The following is an 18,060-nucleotide window of genomic DNA, read 5'->3' on the forward strand; positions in this document are numbered from 1 at the left end:
CACGGCGCTACGAACGTAGTGCAGCTTCTGAACTCGCCTGTCGCTGGGGGCATCTCCCTGTTCGAGTCGTGGGTCACGGACCTCCAGTACATGGCTGACGCGGCTACTCAATAGTTAGGCATGCTTGAGCACCCGTTCTTCAGCGCGGCACAACACTTCGTCGTGGTCGTAGCCATGGGCTGCCAGCCAGCAGAGGACATCGGCGATCAGGTGGGTTGCGGCGTCTTCGAGGAGCGCCGCACTCAGCGGAGAGTCGGCGTAGCAGGTGCGGTGGTGTTGCTGGCGGTAGAGGATGAGGAGGGCTTCGGCGGCGGTGACGCGGTCGCCGCCGGCGTGGGCGGTTGGTGAGTCGAGGCCCGTTGCCAGTTCCACCCAGGTGGTTTTGCCGTCGTCACGAAGATCCACGCCCCAGTCGGCGGCTGTGGCAGCGACAAGGAGTAGGCCACGGCCGGTTTCGTCGTCGGGGGCGGGCTTGGCCGGGATCGGGACCGAGTTCGTACCGGGGTCGTGGAGTTCGAGGCGGAGGCGGGTGTCGCGCATCGAGGTCGTGAGCGTGACCGGGACACCGGCGCCTACGTGCGAGACGACGTTGGTGACGAGTTCGGTCGCGCAGAGCTGGGCAGCGTGAACCACGTGCGGCAAGCCCCAGAGCCGCAAGTGGCGTTGGAGGACGCGGCGTAGCCCGGCGACCTCCTCGGGGCAGGCGGGGAAGTCCAGTTCCCAGCGCTTGCGCACCACGCACTTGCCCCACACAGTCTGATCGGGGCGGTCGGTCTTGTGCATCTCCGGTCACGATCCTTCGATTGTTCCTCTCGGTGTCTACACAGTCACTCAACGTGCGTAGGGTGGGAAGGGGATGGGTGTCCCAAGACCACCGTTGAGAGACGAGGACCTCCCATGGCACAACGACCACGCGAACTGACCCCTGACCGATCGGCACGCCACCTCTTCGGCTTCGAAATGCGCCGCTGTCGTGAACAGGCAGGCATGAGCCTCGAAGGGCTCGCCGAAGTGGTGAAGTACAGCCGCAGCCACTTAGCACGGATCGAGGTAGCCGCGTACATGCCACCGCCTGACCTGGCTGGGGCACTAGATGCTGCCTTAGGGACGGATGGAACCTTCCAGCGGCTTTACGCGCTCGCCAGACACGAGGTGCACCCGGACCAGTTCCGCCGACGGATGGAGTTGGAGGCGCGGGCGCGCATCATTGCGGAGTTCGCGGGGCTGATCGTGCCCGGGTTGATCCAGACGGAGGAGTACGCCCGCGCCATCTTCGAGGCGCGCAAGCCGCGGGCTTCAAACGACGAGGTCGAGCAATTGGTGTCCGCCCGCATGGCGCGGCAGGCACTGCTGCGCGCTGACCCGCCTCCGGAGTTCTCGGCCATCCTGGATGAGGCAGTGCTGCGTCGACCAGTGGGCGGGTCTGTCGTGATGGGCCGACAACTGGAGCGGCTGGTCGAGTTGTCGCATACCGACGCCACGGTGGTGCAGGTGCTGCCCTTCGCCCACGGAGAGCACACGCTGCTGGGTGGCGCATTGGCTCTGTTCACTCTCGACGGCGGCAGGGGCGTCGCGTATGAGGAGGGTATTGGGACAGGCAACCTGCTCGAAGATCCAGAGGTGTTCGATGACCGCCGACGCGCCTACGATCTGCTTCGGGCGTACGCCCTGTCCCCGACCGACTCCGCGGATCTCATCCGCTCTGTAAGGGAGGCGCTTCCCTGATGATCACCACTCCCCAGTGGGTCAAGTCCAGCTACAGCAACGGCGAGGGCGGCGGCTGCATCGAGTGGGCGCCGACCGTCGCGTCGTCCGGTGTCGTTCCCGTGCGGGACAGCAAGGACCCGGGCGGGCCTACCCTCGCTTTCTCTGCCGCGGGGTGGCGGGCCTTCGTTGCAAGCGTTCGAGCCGGCGAGTTCGCCGAGGGCCTCTGACCTGCGTGGAGACCTCTGCAGCGGAGTTATCCACAGGGGGAAGCGGAGGGTGGAGATCCGCGAGAGGATGGGGGCATGACGGGGGAAGCGAGGCCGCTGGGTGAGTTGGCGGCGGTGAACGGTGGCGTGTTGGTGTGTGCCGAGGCCCGGGCGGCCGGGTGGTCGGCCGGGGTGTTGGTGCGGAGGTTGCGGAGCGACGGGTGGCGGAAGGTTCGGGGCGGGGTGTGGGTGGAGCCCGGGCGGGTCGATGATCTGCGGATGCGGTTGCGGGTGGCGCAGGCCGGGCGGCCGGGGTTGGTCGTGAGTCACAGCGCGGCGGCCCATCTGCACGGCATCGAAGTGCTGGACGTCCGGCCCGAGTTCACCCACGTGCGGGGGCGGGGCCGGATGCCCGGGGGGTGTGTGGTGCACCGGACCGCGGTGAGTGGCGAGGAGATCGTCACCGTCGCCGGGTTGCGGGTGACCAGCGCCGTGCGGACTCTGGTCGACCTGCTGCGTACGGCGGAGCGGGACGCGGCGCTGGTTGCCGTGGAGTCGGCGTTGACGCGGCGGCCGTGGGGTCCCGGTGGTGAGCTGCCGCGGCGGTGGCGGGAGCAGGTGACCGATCTGCATGCGGTGTCCGAAGCCGTTGCCGGGGCCGGGCAGCGGCGGGGTGTGGTCGCGGCGCGGCGGCGGCTGGCGCTCGTCGACCCTCGGTCCGGGTCGCCCGCGGAGACGGTGGCGCGGCTGCGGATGTACGACGCCGGGTTGCGGCCGCTCAGCCAGGTGCCCTTCACCGCGCCCAACGGCCGGCGGATACGGGTGGACTTCTTCTTCCCGGTGGCGGGGCTCGTCGTGGAGATCGAGGGGTACGGCTTCCACGGCAGCCGGTCCGCTCATCTGGCCGACGTCGAGCGCTTCAACGACCTGGGGCGCTGTCCCGACGTCCGGCGGATGCTGCGGTTCGCCGCGAGCGACGTCTTCGAGCGGCCCCAGCGGATGCTCCACACGATCCGCGCCGCCCTGGGCGAGATCGCCGCCGGGGGCAGTACGTCCACCGGCGCTGCTGCCGCGTGAGCCGCTGAGCCGGGCGCGGCACGGCGTCTCACGGGGTTTTCAGGGCCGCGTGGCAGGGTGGCGCCATGGACGCCTACGTCAGGAACATCGTGCTCGACTGCGCCGACGCCCGCGAGCTTGCCGACTTCTACACGCGGTTGCTCGGCATGCGGGTCATTCGCGACGACTGGATGGTGATCGCCAAGGACGAGGACAGCTTTCCACGGCTGGCATTCGAGGAGGTGCCGGGCTACCGGCCGCCGCTCTGGCCCGACTTCGAGCGCGCGTATCCCCAGCAGATGCACATCTGCTTCGGCGTCGACGACTCGGCCGCGGCGGGCGAGCTGGCGCTGCGGCTCGGGGCCACGCGGCTCTCCGAAGAAGGCGGGAGCTGCCCGGTGTTCGCCGACCCGGCCGGGCATCCGTTCTGTCTCTGCGGTCCCGGGGAGTAGGTCCCGGGAAAAGGCCGACGGCCCTGGTGTCGGGGGGTCGGCCACCAGGGCCGCCGGCGGTCTCGGTGCGCGCCCGGACGCCACGGGGGAAGGTGCGTACGGGCACGCCGGAGACGTGGGGAAGGGGTTTATGGGGGCTTGCGGTCCGTCGGGCGGGCGGGGTGATCCCGGCCCGCAAGGCCGGGCTGCCGGGCCCGCCGCCCGGTCAGACCGGGGCGCCGTTGTTGCGCAGCCAGGCGAGCGGGTCCACTGCGTCCCCGCCGCCGGGTCGGACCTCCAGGTGCAGGTGCGGGCCGGTGACGTTGCCCGTGGCGCCCACGCGCCCGATGACGTCGGCGGTCGTGACCTCGCCGGAGGACTGGATGATGGAGGACAGGTGGCAGTACCAGATCTCGGTGCCGTCCTCGAGCGTGAGGACGATGCGGTAGCCGTACGAGCCGGCCCAGCCGGCCTCGGTGATGGTGCCGCCGTGCACGGCCTTGACCGGGGTGCCGGTGGAGGCGGCGAAGTCCTGGCCCGTGTGGCCCGCGGCCCACATGTCGCCGGACTCGCCGAACGTCGAGGTGAGGGTGTAGTTGGCGAGGGGGGCGACGTAGCTCGCGGCGAGCTTGGCGAGGCGCTCGGCCTCCGCCTTGCGGCGGGCCTCCTCTTCCGCCTTGCGGCGGCGCTCCTCCTCGATACGGCGCTGGCGCTCCTCTTCCGCCGCCTTCGCCTCGGCGGCCTCCTCGGCCGCCTGCTTGGCGGCCTCGGCCTCGGCGGCGGCGCGGGCCGCAGCGTCGGCCTCCGCCTGCTGCTGGTCGGCCTGCTGAAGGATGCGCGCCCGCAGGGCCTCGCCGGAGTCGGCGGCCGGGGTCGCGGTGCCGGAGCCGGTGTCGCTGGCGTAGCTGACCTGGGTGAGCGGTGCGGTGGTGACGACGGTGTCGTCGGAGACGGGCTCTTCCTTGCTCGGTATCAGCTCGCCGACGCCCGGCAGGCTCTCCGCGTCCGGGAGTTGGGCGCTGATCTCGCTCGTGACGGCGTCGACCTGGTCGGGCATGGATATCGCGACCGGCGGCTTCTCCTGCGCCGTGGCCATGCTGCCCGCGCCGACGGCGGCGAAGACGCCTACGCCGAGTACGGCGCCGCTGCGCGCCATGCTGCCGCCGCGCTGCCGGGGGAGGCGCCGGCGGCCGCGGGAGGGAAGGCCGTCCTCGGGGAAGACTTCGTCGACCGGCTCTTCGGCGGCGTAGACCGGTTCTCCGGCGGCGTAGACCGGCTCTTCGGCGGCGTAGCCGACCGGCGCGTATCCCTCGGGGGCGCTGCCGGCGGGCGCATAGCCGTCGTAGCCGTAATCGTCATAGCCATGGCCGTAGCCAGGCCCAGGCCTGTAGGACGCCACGAAGGCGTACTCCTTTCCTTCCTTCTCGCCTACCGGGTTAGCTGACGGGTTCGGAGCAGGAAGGTCTCCTACGGGCCGCCTCCTCGCGGAGGTTGGCCCGATTCACCCCAAGGTGGTGGTTCCCCGGTTCCCTAGGTGTTGCCGTTGCTGCAGTTGTTTCGCGTGCGGGATTCGGCGACGGCGCACGGTGCCGCCTCTTGCGGCGGCAGTGACGACCGCGCTGCGTTACCGCACGCTAGCGGACGACGGCGTTCGATTCCAAGTCGTTCCCGTTATTCAGTTGTGCTTTGCCGCGGACGATCCGGGCATGTACCAGCGGAAACGGACAACTTGACGCGCCGGCTACACGGAGTGAGGTCCGGTCGTTAGCTGATCGTGCATCAGTTGTTATGCGGAGGGGCGCTGTTCCACTACGGAGCGTGTGCATGCGAGGGCGGGGCCGGCGGCGTGCCGGACGGGGTACGGGAGCGGGCGAGGGAGAACAGCGCCATGTCGTCCGCGACCCGTCCGCCGGTGTAGCGGGTCACGTCGTCCAGGAGAGTGTCCAGCACCTCATGCGGGCCGTCGAAGACCTGACCGCCCAGCCGGGTCAGCGGGTCGTAGAAGACGCCCGCCTTGTTCCGCGCCTCCGTCACGCCGTCGGTGAACAGGACGAGGGCGGAGCCCGGCGGGAACGGCACCTCCAGCAGCTCGTCCGGCCACGTGCCCAGTTCGCCCATGCCCAGCGGCAGCGCGTGCTCGCGCGGGTGCAGCATGCGCGCCGCGCCGTCGGCACCCAGCAGCATGGGTGCCGGATGGCCGCGGTTGAGCAGCCGCAGCCTGCCGCAGTCGCGGTCGACCTGCGCCAGCACCGCCGTCGTGAACCCCTCCACCCGGTCGAGACCGCTGCGCCCCGTCTCCTGGCGCTGCAGCGCGCGCTCCAGCCGCCGCGCCACCCCGGCGAGCCCCGGCTCCTCCTCGGCCGCCTCCCGGAAGGCGCCGATGACGACGGCCACGGACTCCACCGCCTCCAGCCCCTTGCCGCGTACGTCGCCGACGATGCAGCGCACGCCGTACGGGCTCTCCTGCACGGCGTAGAGGTCCCCGCCGATCCGGGCGTCGGCGTCGGCGGCCCGGTAGCGGGCGGCGACCAGAAGGGGGCCGAAGCCGGCCGGCGGGTTCGGCAGCACGGCGCGCTGGGCGGCGACGGCGACGTGGCGGGCGGAGGTCAGCCGCCGGTAGTTGCGCATGATCAGGACGTTCATGCCGATGGCCAGGCCGCCGATCACGCACTGCGAGATCATCTCGATGATGGACTCGCTGTAGTCCGCCGTGCCGTTGCCGATCTCCAGCACGACGTTGACGATGATCGCGATCACGGCGGTGAGCACGGTCGCGCGCAGCGACAGCAGCCCCGCGGCGACCAGCGGCGCGGACTCGAAGAACGGGGACGAGGTCAGGCCCTCCGGCGTGACCCAGTAGAACACCGCACCGATGAGGATCAGCATCGCCGGCAGCCAGCGCAGCGCCCATCCCACGCGCCGCTCGCCGGTGCTGGCCACGTCGGCCCGCGAGGGCGGCCGGGCCGGCAGCTCCAGCGCCGGGCTGTCGTCGCGGTCGGCGGGGCCTTCGGCGTACGGGCCGGCCTTCTTCCGGAACAGGCGGCGCCCGCCCCCGTCCGTACCGCCGCTGCCCCGCCGGTCGCCGCGCCGCCGGCCGCCGCCACGCCGGTCGCCGCCCAGCCGGTCGCCGCCCTGCCCGCCGTCCTCCCGCACCGGCTGCACCTGCCCTCTCCTGCGCTTGCCTTCCTGCGCTGCCCTTCCTGTGCGGCCGACACGCGGGCCCTTGCCGTCGTCCCCTCAGGTTTCCGCGTCCCGGGCAGGACGGCGACCGGGCGGGGCCAGGCGGGTTACGGACCGGGTGACGGGCGGGAGCCCAGGCTGGGGACGGAGGGGAGACGGAAGGAGGACGGCGGGCAGGGCAGAGGCACGACCGGCGGACACCGGCCCTGCCCCCGGCCCCCGGCGTCAGACGAGCCGTACGGGGAAGGACTCCAGGTCGTTCTGCGTCAGCACCGGCAGGTTACGGATCTCCGCCAACGGCACCGCCGGCCGCAGCTCCGGGAACCGGGCGAAGAGCGCCGGCAGCGCCACCGCCGCCTCCAGCCGCGACAGCGCCGCGCCGGGACAGATGTGCGGCCCGTGCCCGAAGGTCATGTGCCGGATCGGCGTCGCCCGGGTCACGTCGAAGGCGTCCACGTCCGCCCCGTGGTGCCCGGCGTCGCGCCCGATCGCGCGGTACGAGATGACGACGCCCTCGCCCTTCTCGATCACCGTGCCGGCGATCTCGATGTCCTCCGTCGCGAACCGCATCAGCAGGTGGGTCACGGGCGGGTCGTAGCGCAGCGCCTCCTCGATCGCCGTCTCCCACGTCACCTTCCCCTCCCGGACCATGCCGAGCTGCTCGGGGTGGGTCAGCAGCCCGCGCACGGTGGTGAGCAGGAGCGTGATCGTGGTCTCGTGCCCGGCCGCGATCATCGACTTCAGGTTGCCGACGACCTCTTCCTCGGTCAGCGGCTCACCGCCCTCGTCGGCGAGGATCAGCGCGCTGGTGAGGTCGTCGGCGGGGTTCGCGGTCTTCTGCCGCACCATGTCCGTGAACACGCGGTCCAGCTCCGCCATCACCGCGAGCCGCTCGTCCTGCGGCGTGAGCATGGAGAAGAAGGCCCTCCACAGCCGCATCTGACGCGGTATCTCCGATTCCGGGACGCCCATCAGCGCGCACACCACGCGCATCGGCAGCGGCTGCGCGAAGACCTCCTTGAGGTCGACCACCCCGTCGCCTTCCGCCGCCGCGGCCTGAAGGGAGTCCAGCAGCTCGGCGGTCACCCGCTCGACCACCGGCCGCAGCGCGTCGAGCCGCCGCGGCGTGATGGCCTGCGCCGTCTTGGTGCGCAGCCGCCGGTGCTCGGCGCCGTCGACCGTGAACATCGACCGGCCCGGGTCGACCATCCCGATCAGCGGCCACTCCGCCGTGACCGCGCCGGTCTGCCACAGCCGCCAGGCGCCGATGTCCTTGACCAGCCGGGTGTCGGTGAGCAGTTGCCGCGCCTCCGCGTGCCGCGTGACGGTCCACGCCGGCGCGCCGAGCAGCTCGATGCGGGTGAGCGGGGGTGCGGCGCAGAGCCGGGCGGTCTCGCCCGCGAGGTCGCGGACGAGCGGGTCGACGGCCAGCGGCTCGGGCAGGGCCCCGGAGCCGGTCGGGGCGGCGGCGGGTCCTGCGGCGTGCGGGCAGTTCACGGATGACCTCCAGCAGCGCGTACGGGGGTGAAGGTGACCGGCAGAGCGGTCATGCCGCGCAGGAACGCGGACGGCCGCCGCACCAGCGTCGCGGCCGGTACGGACAGGTCCAGGTCGGGCAGCCGGTCGAGGAGCACCTCAAGGCCCGTCCTGGCGATGATCTCGGCGATCTCCTGGGCCGGGAAGGGGCAGCGGAAGTCGCCGTAGCTGAAGGCGAAGTGGGCGCTGTTGCCCGACTGCGCCGGTACGCCCCCGTACCCGCCGCCCACGCCGCCGGCGCCGCCCAGCGCCTGCTGGATCTCCGGGTCGTCGTTGGCGGCGGCGAGGCCGAGGAGCAGCAGGTCGCCGGCGCCGACGTGCTGACCGCCGAGCCGGGTGTCGCGGGCGGCCCAGCGGCCGACGAGGATCTGCGTGGGGGTGTCCTCCCACAGCACCTCGTTCATGGCCTGGCCGACGCTGTGCCGCCCGCCGCCGAGGGCGGCGGCGAAGCGGTCGTCGGTGAGCATGAGCCGGATGGAGTTGCCGATCCAGTCGGCGGTGGGCAGGAACCCCGCGGCGGTGGTGTCCTTGAGGTCGAGCATGACCTCTTCGTCGGTGAAGTGCATGGGGTCGGCGAGCATCCGCGAGGCGACGTCCTGGCCCGGCACGAGCCGCTTGTCGGCGACCAGCCGCGTCATGTGCTCGATGAACGTCTCGTACGCCTTGAGCGCACCGGGCCCGCCGTCCGCCAGCTCGTTGAGCACCTGCGCGAGCTGCCGCCCCTCGGCGTCGGGGAAGCCGATGAGCCGGGCGAGGACGAGCACGGGCAGGGGGGCGGCGTAGTCACCGACGAGTTCGGCGCTGCCGCGGGAGCAGAAGGAGTCGATGAGCCGGTCGGCGAGCTGCTCGCAGTGCCGGCGCAGGTCGAAGGGGTCGACGCTCTCCAGCGCGGCGCCGACCATGACGGCGTGCCGGCGGTGGTCGGCGGCGGAGGCGGTGAAGTGGATCGACGGCATGACCTGGCCGACCATCGGCAGCAGCGGCCAGTCGGGCGGGATCTTCTCCCACTGGTTCCACAGCCCGCGATCCCGCGGGAACAGGTCGGGGTCGGAGGTGACCTGGTGCAGCTCGCGGTAGCCGATGACGAGCCAGGCGGGGATGTCGCCGGGCAGTTCGACGGGGACGACGGGGCCGTGGTCGCGGCGCATCTCGCGGTAGAGGTCGCGCGGGTCGGTGTGGAAGCGGGGGCCGCTCAGGGGTACGGAGCCGGCGGCGCCGGCGTGCGGGCACGCTGCCGCGGGAGCCCCGGAGGGCTCGGGGGCGCCGGCGGACTCGGGAGCCCCGGCGGGCTCGGGCAGCCGGGCCGACTCGGCAGCCGCACCCTCCTCGGCCGCTGCGGCATCCTTGCCGGCCGGCACGGCACCCGGCTCGCCCGGTGCGTGTGCCGCTCCGCTCCCCTCAGGTGCGGCCTGGTCCTCGGGAGTCGGGGTCATGTCGCGGTCTCCGGTGCGGTGGGGGCGGCGGTGGCGGCGGCGGTGCTGGCGAGGCGTTGCAGGTGCTCGACCAGGGCGATCAGCACGCCCTTGCTGGACTCGCGGGACCGCGCGTCACAGTCGACCAGCGGGACGTGCGGGTCGAGGTCGAGCGCGTCGCGCACCTCGGCGGCGGTGTACGGGGGCCCGCCGAAGTCGTTGCGGGCGACGATGAACGGCGTGCCGTGGTGCTCCAGCCGGTCGATGGCGTACCAGGAGTCGGCGAGCCTGCGATGGTCGACGAGCACGATCGCGCCGAGCGTCCCGGAGAACAGCCGGTCCCACAGGAACCAGAACCGCTCCTGGCCCGGCGCGCCGAAGAGGTACAGCACGGTGCGCTCGTCGAGGCTGATCCGGCCGAAGTCGAAGGCTACCGTCGTGGCGGTCTTGCCGGGCACGGCGCTGCGGTCGTCGATGCCGCGGCCGGCGAGGGTCATCGTCTCCTCGGTGTTCAGCGGCCGGATGTCGCTGACGGAGCGGACCATGGTCGTCTTGCCGACGCCGAAGCCGCCGACGATGACGATCTTCAGCCCGTTGTCCGTCGTACGGGCCAGCGGGGCGCGCTCGGCCGCGCCGCCCGGCGCGGGCGTCGCGCGCGTGTCAGAGGTGGCGGAGTCCAACGAGCACCTTCTCCAGAGTCTCGGGATCGGCGAACCGGACGCCGCCCGGCGTGCGCGGGGGCGCGTACCGCGGGTGGCGCGCGGTGATCCGGCCGGCGGCGAGCAGGTCGGACAGCAGGATCTTGGTGATGCCGACGGGCAGGCCGAGGTCGGCGGACAGCTCCACCACGGCGGTCGGCGTCCGGCAGATGCGCAGGATGGCGGCGTGCTCGGACTGCATGCCCGGCGTCGGCTCGCACTCGGCGACCACCAGGGTGACGAGGTCGAACTCGTCGCTGGCGGGCCGGCTGCGCCCCCCTGTCAGGGTGTACAGCCGGTCCGGATCGTCGTCCCGGCCGGGGCGGCTCATTCCGCCGCAACCCCTTCGGCCCTGGGCACCGGCCCGCGGGCCGGCGCGCTGAGGTGGTCGCCGAGCTGCTCGACCAGTTCGAGCATGTTGTGCCCGACGAGCCCGGGGTCCGCCGACTCCGCGGCGATCACGGCGACATGGCTGCCGGAGCCGGCCTCGGCGATGAACAGGATGCCGCCGTAGAACTCGGTCATCGACTGCCGTACGCCGCCGCTGCCGTCCCCGAACTCGACGGAGGCGCCGTGCGACAGGCTCTGGATGCCGGCCGAGATGGCGGCGAGCTGGTCGGCGCGGTCCTCGGAGAGCTCGGGCGTGTGGCAGAGCTTGAGCCCGTCGCGGGAGAGGACGAGGGCGTGCCTGGCGCCGGGCGTGCGCTCCAGCAACCCCTCCAGCAGCCAGGTCAGCCCGGTGGCCTCGGCGGGGGATTGGGTCATCGGTCGTCCTCCGAAGGTGAAGCGGCGTTGCGTGCGGGGGGTGCGGCGGAGGAGTCGGGGCCGTCGTCGGGCGCCGCGGGTTCCTCGCGTACGCGGTCTTCGTCGGGGTGCTCTGGTCGTACGGCCGCGGCGGGCTCGTCGCGTACGCGGTCGTCGTCCCGTACGCCGTCGTCCCGTACGCCGTCGGCCGTCGCGGCGTCGCGCTCGCGGCCGTTGACGGCGGCGGCGGTGCTCGCGGCGCCGGGGCCGTCCGCGCTCCGCTCCTGGCCGGTCACCGCGCGCCGGAAGGCGCCGAACCGGGCGGCGGAGCCGGCGGGTTCGAGCCGGCGGTGCGATCCGGTGTCCTCGTCGGCGGCACCCGGGTCGCCCGTGTCCGTGGCGACGGACTCACCGGACGCGCCGTCCTCCGGCACCCCGCCCGGGTGGGCCCCCGCCAGGGTGCGCCCGCGGCGCCGCCGCGGCAGCGCGGCCAGCGCGAACGGGTCGTGCCCGCCGTCGCCCGCCCGCTCGTCCGCGTCCTCCCCGGCCGCCACGTCCCGCTGCCGCGGCAGCGGGAGGGGCGTGCTGCCGGTGTCCTCCGTGGGCATCGGCAGGGCCGGCCGCCGCACGGGCTCGCTGGGCCGGGCGCGGGAGATCAGGTCCTGCGGGATCATCAGCACCACGCCCGTACCGCCGATGGCGGAGGGCCGGAACGAGACGGTCAGGCCGTGCTTCTGCGCCAGATGCCCGACGACGGGCAGGCCGAGCCGGGTGCCGGTGAGCGTGGACAGGTCGGTGGCGGTGCCCGAGACCGCGCGCTCCGCGCGCCGCTGCGCGGCCTCGCTCATCATCAGGCCGCTGTCCTCGATGGTGACGACGGCGCCGGCCGGCACCTCCGAGACGTAGACGTGCACCTCGGTGGTGGGCGGCGAGAAGTTGCAGGCGTTGTCGAGGAGTTCGGCGAGCGCGTGCATGACACCCTCGGCGGCGTGTCCGGCGACCGCGACCTCGGAGACGGCGCGCAGCCGCACCCGCTGGTAGCCGGCGATCCGGCCCATGGCGCCGCGCAGGATCGACTCCATCGCGATCGGCTTCGCCCACCGCCTGCCCGAACGGGCGCCGCTCAGCACCGCGATGCTGTCGGCGACGCGGCCGGCCTGCGCGGTGCGGTGGTCGAGGTGGAGGAGGTCGCCGAGGACGTCGGCGTCGCCGTGCCGGTGCTCCATCTCGCGCAGGTCGGCGAGCATGCTCGTGGTGATCGCCTGCATCCGCCCGGCGGCGTTGGCGCAGGAGGCCATGGCGGCGGCCCGGCGGTTCTCGCTGCGCCGCGCCTCCTCGGCGACCTGCTGGACGACGCGCCGGTACGCCTGGTTGTCCAACTGCGGGGCGGCGGCGAGCGCTTCGTCGACGGGCGCCCCGGCGGCGATCTTGCGCAGCACCTCGGGTACGACGCGGTCGGCGAAGACGGCCGCGGCGCCGGCCGCGGCGGCGGCGCGCTCGTCGGCGCGGGCGGCCTTGGCGCGGTAGCCGGCGGCGGCGGCGACGGCTATGCACAGCAGGACGGCGGCGGCGCCCCCGCCGTAGACGATGTGCTTGGTGTGGTCTTCGGGCCCGGCCACCGCCGCGGCCAGGACCGCGACGGCGGTCGCGGGCACGCTGACGAACAGGGCCGACAGGGGTGCGGGCAGTCGGGAACGCGAGGCCCGGGGCGGGGCTGCATCCTGGTGCGCGGTCATCGACGGGCTCCTCCGGGCAGGTGGCCTGTCCCAGGTCGGGTGTGTGCGCCGGGTCGAGCAACGTGCTCCCGAATCGGGCGGCGTGCTCAAGTCGCCGACACTATAGGGAGTTTCCTCACCACACCAGCACGACCAGAAGACCGTTTGAAGCACATCTGTGACAAGAGATGGCCGCCCTGATCAGAGGGCTTCCGGGGCCCGCGCCGCCCGTACCCGCGCGGCCCCGACCGGGCCTACCGCGCGGCCCGGATCAGCATCAGGGCGATGTCGTCGTGCCGCTTGCTCGCCCCCTCCATCAGCAGGTCCGCCAGGTCGTCCACGGAGGCCCTCTCCCCGGCCCCGGCGAGCTTCTCCGCGAGCTGTGTCGTCGCGGCGCCGAGATCCTCGCCCGGGGTCTCGACGAGCCCGTCGGTGTACAGCGCGAGCACGGCGCCGGGCGGGAGCGGCACCTCGGCGGTGGGGTAGTCGGCGGCGGGGTCGATGCCCAGCAGCAGGCCCGGGGAGAGCGGGAGCACTTCGGTGCGCCCGTCGGGGTGGCGCAGCAGCGGCGGCGGGTGGCCGGCGGTGGCGAGGTGCGCGCAGTGGAGGCGCAGGTCGAGGTGGGCGTAGAGGCAGCTCGCGAAGAGGCCGGTGTCGAGGTCGGCCAGCAGCCGGTTGGTGCGGGTGAGGAGGTCGCCGGGCAGGGTGCCGGCGGCGGCGTGGGCGTGGACGGCGGTACGGACCTGGCCCATGAGCGCGGCGGCGTTCACGTTGTGGCCCTGGACGTCGCCGATCGCGGCGGCGGCCGTCGTCTCGTCGTAGCGGATGAGGTCGTAGAAGTCGCCGCCGATGTCCATGCCCCGGCCGGCGGGCAGGTAGCGGGCGGCGACCTCCAGGCCCTCGATGGGCGGCAGGCTGCGCGGCAGCAGACCGGCCTGGAGGCTGCGGGCCAGCTCCAGCTTCGTGTCGTACAGGCGCGCCCGGTCCAGCGCCTGCGCGATGAGCCCGGCGAGAGAGGTCAGCAGCGCGCGCTCGCCGGGCGGGAAGGCGTGCGGGCTGCGGTACGACAGCACGAGGGTGCCGACCATCCGGCTGGAGGCGAGCAGCGGCAGAAAGGCGAAGGCGGCCATGTCGTCCGGGGAGGCGACGGCGGGATAGGCGCGGTGCAGCTCGGTGAGGCTGGCGAAGAAACTGGGCACGCCGTTGGCCAGGGCGTGCGCGGCGGGATCTGCGTCGGCCAGATGGCGGGTGCCGGCGCGGTCGAGGAAGCCGCCGCTGTGACCGCGGTGGCCGATGGTCCGCAGCCGGCCCTCCTCCGCGGCCATCAGCAGCATCCCCTGCGGGCCGAACGCGGGCACGACGAGGTCGGTGACCAGGTCGACGACCTCCCGCAGGCCGACCGCCTCGGTCAGCGCCGCGGCCACGTCCATCAGGTGGTAGAGCGCGGTCACGCCGATGGGCTCCGGGGCCGACTCCGACGGCCGGCCGCCCGCGGCCGTGGTGGTCGTGCCGGTGGGGACGGGCGTGATGTGCACGCTGATGCCGCTGGCGTCGGGGAACAGCTCGAAGTACAACCGCCGGTCCGGCGGCCGTACGGCGGTGAAGGACGTGGCCCGCCGGGAGATCACCGCCGCCCGGTAACGCTCCTCGCAGACCGGGTCGCGCAGCCACCTCGCGGCCTCCCAGGGGCGGGCGCCGAGCAGGTTCTCGAGGGCGATGCCCATCAGCTCGGACCCGGCCGAGTTGCAGTACGTGATCCGCCCTTCCAGGTCCAGCTCGCAGCAGCCCAGCGGCAGCCGCTCCAGGAACGACACCGCCGCCACCGCCTCGAAACGCTGCGGGGACCGCACGCGTCCGGGCGGCAGCACCCGCGGTTCCTCCGGCGGCCGCACCCGCTCGCCACGCTCGGCGGCCCGCTGCAGCCACAGCGAGCAGCGGCGGCCGAACGTACCGAGCGCGGCGTGCTCGGTCGGGCTCAGCCGCGCGGGGTGCCAGATCGGCCACAACATGGCGAATCCGCCCCACACGGTGTCGCCGGAGGCGATCGGGCGGGCGGCACACGCGAAGTCGTACGGCAGCACGAACCCCACGCGTGGGAAGCGGCGTGCCATCTCCTCCTGGCCGACGAGCCACACCGGCTGCCGCTCCCGTACGGCGTGCGCGACGGGGATCGGGGCGTCGAGGGGAACGCGGGTCCAGGGCGCGAGGAGCGTCCGCGAAGCGCCCGAGGCGACCGTGAGCCGCAGCACCCGCTCGTCCGGCTCCAGCAGGTACACCACCCCCAGGGAGGCGCCGGTGGAGCGCATGAACTGCCCGAGGGCGGCCTCCAGCCAGTCGAGACCGCCCGCGTCGTCGGGAGCGGCGCGGGACTGCGCACCGCCGGCGGCAGGCGGGGGGTGGCCCATATACGGACAATACGCCGGGAAGGGGAGGGCGGCAGCCGGACGGAGGCCCAGGCCCGGCGCCTGCCCGGATCGCCGGGCGGCCGGGTGCGCACGGATCGGCGAAAGTCGGCTCGCGCGGGCGGTTTGCCCCGGTTCACACGAGGGGTTACCGCGAGTTTGTCCCGTGCGCGTTCACTGGGCGGGTGTGCGCGTGGTCAGGTGCGTACAGGTGGGCGAAAGTCGGCGTTCCGGGCCTGATTCGGGCCGGATCCGGGGGTGTTACCGAGAGTTACGGCCAGATTTCTCCGCCAGGTGTGGGCCGGGTCCGCCCCCGAATGCCGGGGCCGTCCGGCGATCGGGGCGGGCCCGGCGCCGAAGTCCGGCCCCCGCCCGCCGGGCACCTCCGCGATCGGGGGCACCGGGTGCCGGTCTTCGGCCCCCGTGGTCGGGGTTTCCCTGCGTAGCCTGCGTTCGAGGGTGCCCGCTCCCCCCGGGCCACCTCGTAGCTGCCGGTCTTTTACGGGCCGGAGTCCGGTGTCAAGGGTGGGGCGCAGCCCCATCGCGAAGCGACGTTCCCGCAGCGAAGCGGAGGGGCGCCCTTGACGCCGGACGGAGGCCCGCATCATCACGTGCGGGGTGGCCCGGGGGGAGGCCCAGCGACACGGGCCCACCCCGGCACGGAGCCCCCGTCCGCCGGTCCACCCACGAACGAGGGCACGCCCGGAGCCGTATCCCCGGAACCGCGTACGGGCACAACGGGCCAGCTCACGGGGCGGGTTACCGGTCGCTGTCAGAGGGGGCGCATACCCTTGGGCGGGTGTGAGGGGAGATGGGGCCCGGAGCGGAGAGCCCGGGGCGCGGGAAGACCCGGGGCGCGGGAAGACCCGGGGCGCGGAAAGAACCGAGGCGCGGAAAGAACCCCGGAGCGGGGTACCCAGCGGGGCGATCCCGTCCACCACCCAACCCTCAGCGGTCCGCGTACTCCCCCAGGACCACCACGGAGACCGCCGCCCCGCCGAAGGCGGTGACCGCTCGCCACGCCGTGTGGAGGTGGTGTCGGGTCGCACGCGCGGCCACCGTCGCGATGCGCGGACTGTCGGGCTGCGGGACGTCGGCGGCCCGCCGGGTGTCTGCTGCCCCGTGCGGCGGGGCGATGGAAGCGCTGCTCATGCTTCCAGCGTGCCGCGGATCACCTGCGAAAACCTCGACCCGCGGACGGAACCCCGAGGCCCCGGATCTACGACCCAAGGGCCAGCCGCACCCCTACGGAAGTCTCAGGGTTCCCCCGAGTTCCTCGTCCCCCGCCCGCCCGGGTCCGGGCGCCGGCGCCGCGGTGGAGCCCGGCGTGGGCGTCGGCTCCAGCCTCGCCCGTACGGTCTTGCCGACGAACTCGCGCGGGAACCACGACAGCTCCGCTCCGAGCCCCCGCGCCAGGAAGAGCCCCCTCCCCCGCTCGTCCTCCGGCCCCGGCGGCGACGGGTCGAGCACGCGCGGCGGCAGCGTCGCCTGCGGGTCGGACACGTCGATCACCAGCGACCCGTCCTCCCGCACGGCCAACCGCACCCACACCCGCCGCCCGATCCGCCGCCCGTACTGGATCGCGTTCGTCACCAGCTCCGACACGACGACCGCCGCGTCCTGCGCGTCCCCACCCCACCCCCACAGCGCCAACTGCCGCCGCACGTGCACCCGGACCAGCGGCACGGACCGGTGCGCCATCACGTACCCCATCGACCACTCGCGCGCCATCCCCTCCGAACCGCACGCTCCATGCTCGGCCATCCACATCAACTCCAGAATTACAGTGACACTTTGGTATTTACCGCTGTATCGTCGTAGCGCTCGGTTACGCTGCGTGGTGAAAGGCTTTCGGAGCGAAGCGGCCGAGGGCAAGGCCAGGCACGTGACAGATGTGACCAGAACCGGGAGGCAGACATGACCCCACGCAACGCCACCCACCGCGCGACCGGCACGACGGCCGAGATGTTCGGCGATGTACTGAGGCACTTGCGCGAGGCAGCGGGCATGACGCAGGCGGAGCTGGCGAAGCAGATCCCTTGCGACCGGTCGTACGTCGCGAGGATCGAGACCGGGACGAGCGTGCCACCGGACACGTTCGCGGCGAAGTGCGACGAAGTCCTCGGCGGTAACGGACTGTTAGCGCGACTGTGGCTGAAGGTCGACTGGTACCCGGATGTCGCGCATCCGGACTGGTTCGAACGACGAGCGCAGATGGACGCGGAGTGCACGGCGTTGCGGGCGTACCAGGAACGGATGATGCCCGGGCTGCTCCAGACCGAGGCTTACACGCACGCACAGTTCGCCCAAGTCATCTACGACGAGGAGACCTTGGACGAGCGAGTGCGGGCGAGGCTCAGCCGTCAGCAGCGGTTCTTCTCGTCGGAAGGCCCGCTGTACGTCGTCGTGCTGGACGAGAGTTGCCTGCGCAACGTGGTTGGCGGGTCGGAGATCATGCGCGAGCAGTGCGAACACCTGCTGTCCGCAGGTCAGCGGACCAACATCCAGATCCAAGTCACCCCGGCCGAACGGCCGGAAATCATCCGGCCCAACACCTCGATGTCGCTGATCACCCTGCCCGACGGCCACGAGTGGGTCTACTCGGAGTCTCTGGACCACGGACATTTCGTCGACAATCCGACGGTCTATCAGCAACACCTGCGGACCTATGATGTGCTCAGGGCTGACGCTCTGTCGGCTCGTGATTCCGCCGCCCTGATCGGCAAGTTCATGGAGGGATACGGGCAGCATGGCCATGACGTGGCGTAAGAGCAGCTACAGCGGCAACAACGGCGGCGACTGCATCGAGGTGGCCACCGCCCCCACCACCGTCCCCGTGCGCGACTCCAAGGACCCCAACGGCCCCCACCTGGCCTTCACCCCCACCGCCTGGGCCGCCTTCGTCGCCGCCGTCAAGCGCGAAGAGTTCCCCACCACCTGACGACGCAGACCGGACAGTCACGGAAGAGCCGC

Annotated in this window: 18 protein-coding genes and 1 riboswitch; of the genes, 6 read left to right on the forward strand and 12 right to left on the reverse strand. The window is 72.8% G+C overall.

Going from position 1 to position 18,060, the window contains the following annotated elements:
• Nucleotides 1–114: 114 nt before the first annotated feature.
• The gene (locus tag O7599_RS16300; RefSeq protein WP_281622875.1) at nt 115–783 is read right to left on the reverse strand and encodes an ATP-binding protein; all 669 of its coding nucleotides are present in this window, start codon (nt 781–783) and stop codon (nt 115–117) included.
• Nucleotides 784–897: 114 nt separating this feature from the next.
• On the opposite strand from O7599_RS16300, the gene O7599_RS16305 reads away from it, so the two are divergent.
• The 4 genes from O7599_RS16305 (at nt 898) to O7599_RS16320 (ending at nt 3,421) form a co-directional block, all read left to right on the forward strand.
• The gene (locus O7599_RS16305) at nt 898–1,725 is read left to right on the forward strand and encodes a helix-turn-helix transcriptional regulator (protein WP_281622876.1); all 828 of its coding nucleotides are present in this window, start codon (nt 898–900) and stop codon (nt 1,723–1,725) included.
• Nucleotides 1,725–1,934: a DUF397 domain-containing protein gene (locus O7599_RS16310; protein WP_281622877.1), complete on the forward strand. Its 210-nt coding sequence runs from the start codon at nt 1,725–1,727 to the stop codon at nt 1,932–1,934. Before O7599_RS16305 ends, O7599_RS16310 begins: the two co-directional genes overlap by 1 nt.
• A gap of 258 nt (nt 1,935–2,192) precedes the next feature.
• Nucleotides 2,193–2,990 (forward strand): hypothetical protein, encoded by a 798-nt coding sequence (locus tag O7599_RS16315; RefSeq protein WP_281622878.1) that lies wholly within the window; start codon nt 2,193–2,195, stop codon nt 2,988–2,990.
• A gap of 65 nt (nt 2,991–3,055) precedes the next feature.
• Nucleotides 3,056–3,421 (forward strand): VOC family protein, encoded by a 366-nt coding sequence (locus O7599_RS16320; RefSeq protein WP_281622879.1) that lies wholly within the window; start codon nt 3,056–3,058, stop codon nt 3,419–3,421.
• 205 nt (nt 3,422–3,626) lie between these two features.
• On the opposite strand, the gene O7599_RS16325 is transcribed toward O7599_RS16320, so the two are convergent.
• The 11 genes from O7599_RS16325 to O7599_RS16375 all read right to left on the reverse strand — a co-directional run bounded on the left by O7599_RS16325 (nt 3,627) and on the right by O7599_RS16375 (nt 16,851).
• Entirely contained in the window at nt 3,627–4,799 is a 1,173-nt protein-coding gene (locus O7599_RS16325; RefSeq protein ID WP_281622880.1) for a M23 family metallopeptidase, read from the reverse strand.
• A gap of 11 nt (nt 4,800–4,810) precedes the next feature.
• Nucleotides 4,811–4,986, reverse strand: a riboswitch (cyclic di-AMP (ydaO/yuaA leader).
• A 223-nt stretch (nt 4,987–5,209) separates the two neighbouring features.
• A complete protein-coding gene (locus O7599_RS16330; protein WP_281622881.1) occupies nt 5,210–6,562 on the reverse strand; it encodes a PP2C family protein-serine/threonine phosphatase in 1,353 nt (450 codons plus the stop codon).
• 243 nt (nt 6,563–6,805) lie between these two features.
• Entirely contained in the window at nt 6,806–8,077 is a 1,272-nt protein-coding gene (locus O7599_RS16335) for a cytochrome P450 (RefSeq protein WP_281622882.1), read from the reverse strand.
• Complete coding sequence (locus O7599_RS16340) at nt 8,074–9,264, reverse strand: cytochrome P450 (RefSeq protein ID WP_281623406.1); 1,191 nt, start codon at nt 9,262–9,264, stop codon at nt 8,074–8,076. Before O7599_RS16340 ends, O7599_RS16335 begins: the two co-directional genes overlap by 4 nt.
• Nucleotides 9,265–9,545: 281 nt before the next feature.
• Nucleotides 9,546–10,208: an ATP/GTP-binding protein gene (locus tag O7599_RS16345; RefSeq protein ID WP_281622883.1), complete on the reverse strand. Its 663-nt coding sequence runs from the start codon at nt 10,206–10,208 to the stop codon at nt 9,546–9,548.
• Nucleotides 10,189–10,557 carry a DUF742 domain-containing protein gene (locus O7599_RS16350; protein WP_281622884.1) on the reverse strand — a complete coding sequence of 123 codons (369 nt, stop codon included), beginning with the start codon at nt 10,555–10,557 and terminating at the stop codon, nt 10,189–10,191. The genes O7599_RS16345 and O7599_RS16350 overlap by 20 nt, the downstream gene beginning before the upstream one ends.
• Entirely contained in the window at nt 10,554–10,991 is a 438-nt protein-coding gene (locus O7599_RS16355) for a roadblock/LC7 domain-containing protein (protein WP_281622885.1), read from the reverse strand. Before O7599_RS16355 ends, O7599_RS16350 begins: the two co-directional genes overlap by 4 nt.
• Nucleotides 10,988–12,706, reverse strand: a complete 1,719-nt coding sequence (locus tag O7599_RS16360; protein WP_281622886.1) for an ATP-binding protein — start codon at nt 12,704–12,706, stop codon at nt 10,988–10,990. The genes O7599_RS16355 and O7599_RS16360 overlap by 4 nt, the downstream gene beginning before the upstream one ends.
• A 233-nt stretch (nt 12,707–12,939) precedes the next feature.
• Nucleotides 12,940–15,090, reverse strand: coding sequence for a SpoIIE family protein phosphatase (locus O7599_RS16365; protein ID WP_281622887.1), 2,151 nt, complete (start codon nt 15,088–15,090; stop codon nt 12,940–12,942).
• Between the two features lie 945 nt (nt 15,091–16,035).
• Nucleotides 16,036–16,239, reverse strand: coding sequence for a hypothetical protein (locus O7599_RS16370; RefSeq protein ID WP_281622888.1), 204 nt, complete (start codon nt 16,237–16,239; stop codon nt 16,036–16,038).
• 93 nt (nt 16,240–16,332) lie between these two features.
• Nucleotides 16,333–16,851, reverse strand: a complete 519-nt coding sequence (locus tag O7599_RS16375; RefSeq protein ID WP_281622889.1) for an ATP-binding protein — start codon at nt 16,849–16,851, stop codon at nt 16,333–16,335.
• Between the two features lie 153 nt (nt 16,852–17,004).
• Between O7599_RS16375 and O7599_RS16380 the strand changes: the two genes are divergently transcribed.
• Together O7599_RS16380 and O7599_RS16385 are read left to right on the forward strand one after the other, a co-directional pair.
• Complete coding sequence (locus O7599_RS16380) at nt 17,005–17,856, forward strand: helix-turn-helix transcriptional regulator (RefSeq protein WP_281622890.1); 852 nt, start codon at nt 17,005–17,007, stop codon at nt 17,854–17,856.
• Nucleotides 17,837–18,028: a DUF397 domain-containing protein gene (locus O7599_RS16385; RefSeq protein WP_281622891.1), complete on the forward strand. Its 192-nt coding sequence runs from the start codon at nt 17,837–17,839 to the stop codon at nt 18,026–18,028. Before O7599_RS16380 ends, O7599_RS16385 begins: the two co-directional genes overlap by 20 nt.
• The last annotated feature ends 32 nt before the right edge of the window (nt 18,029–18,060 follow it).

It is taken from the genome of Streptomyces sp. WMMC500 (genome assembly GCF_027497195.1).
Taxonomy (GTDB): domain Bacteria; phylum Actinomycetota; class Actinomycetes; order Streptomycetales; family Streptomycetaceae; genus Streptomyces.

Bases quoted from the DNA above. Each gene is read 5' to 3' on its own strand.
- O7599_RS16300 (WP_281622875.1), bottom strand. From the start codon at position 783: ATGCACAAGACCGACCGCCCCGATCAGACTGTGTGGGGCAAGTGCGTG.
- O7599_RS16305 (WP_281622876.1), top strand. From the start codon at position 898: ATGGCACAACGACCACGCGAACTGACCCCTGACCGATCGGCACGCCAC.
- O7599_RS16310 (WP_281622877.1), top strand. From the start codon at position 1,725: ATGATCACCACTCCCCAGTGGGTCAAGTCCAGCTACAGCAACGGCGAG.
- O7599_RS16315 (WP_281622878.1), top strand. From the start codon at position 2,193: ATGCGGTTGCGGGTGGCGCAGGCCGGGCGGCCGGGGTTGGTCGTGAGT.
- O7599_RS16320 (WP_281622879.1), top strand. From the start codon at position 3,056: ATGGACGCCTACGTCAGGAACATCGTGCTCGACTGCGCCGACGCCCGC.
- O7599_RS16340 (WP_281623406.1), bottom strand. From the start codon at position 9,264: ATGCGCCGCGACCACGGCCCCGTCGTCCCCGTCGAACTGCCCGGCGAC.
- O7599_RS16350 (WP_281622884.1), bottom strand. From the start codon at position 10,557: ATGAGCCGCCCCGGCCGGGACGACGATCCGGACCGGCTGTACACCCTG.
- O7599_RS16355 (WP_281622885.1), bottom strand. From the start codon at position 10,991: ATGACCCAATCCCCCGCCGAGGCCACCGGGCTGACCTGGCTGCTGGAG.
- O7599_RS16360 (WP_281622886.1), bottom strand. From the start codon at position 12,706: ATGACCGCGCACCAGGATGCAGCCCCGCCCCGGGCCTCGCGTTCCCGA.
- O7599_RS16365 (WP_281622887.1), bottom strand. From the start codon at position 15,090: ATGGGCCACCCCCCGCCTGCCGCCGGCGGTGCGCAGTCCCGCGCCGCT.
- O7599_RS16370 (WP_281622888.1), bottom strand. From the start codon at position 16,239: ATGAGCAGCGCTTCCATCGCCCCGCCGCACGGGGCAGCAGACACCCGG.
- O7599_RS16375 (WP_281622889.1), bottom strand. From the start codon at position 16,851: ATGGCCGAGCATGGAGCGTGCGGTTCGGAGGGGATGGCGCGCGAGTGG.
- O7599_RS16380 (WP_281622890.1), top strand. From the start codon at position 17,005: ATGACCCCACGCAACGCCACCCACCGCGCGACCGGCACGACGGCCGAG.
- O7599_RS16385 (WP_281622891.1), top strand. From the start codon at position 17,837: ATGGCCATGACGTGGCGTAAGAGCAGCTACAGCGGCAACAACGGCGGC.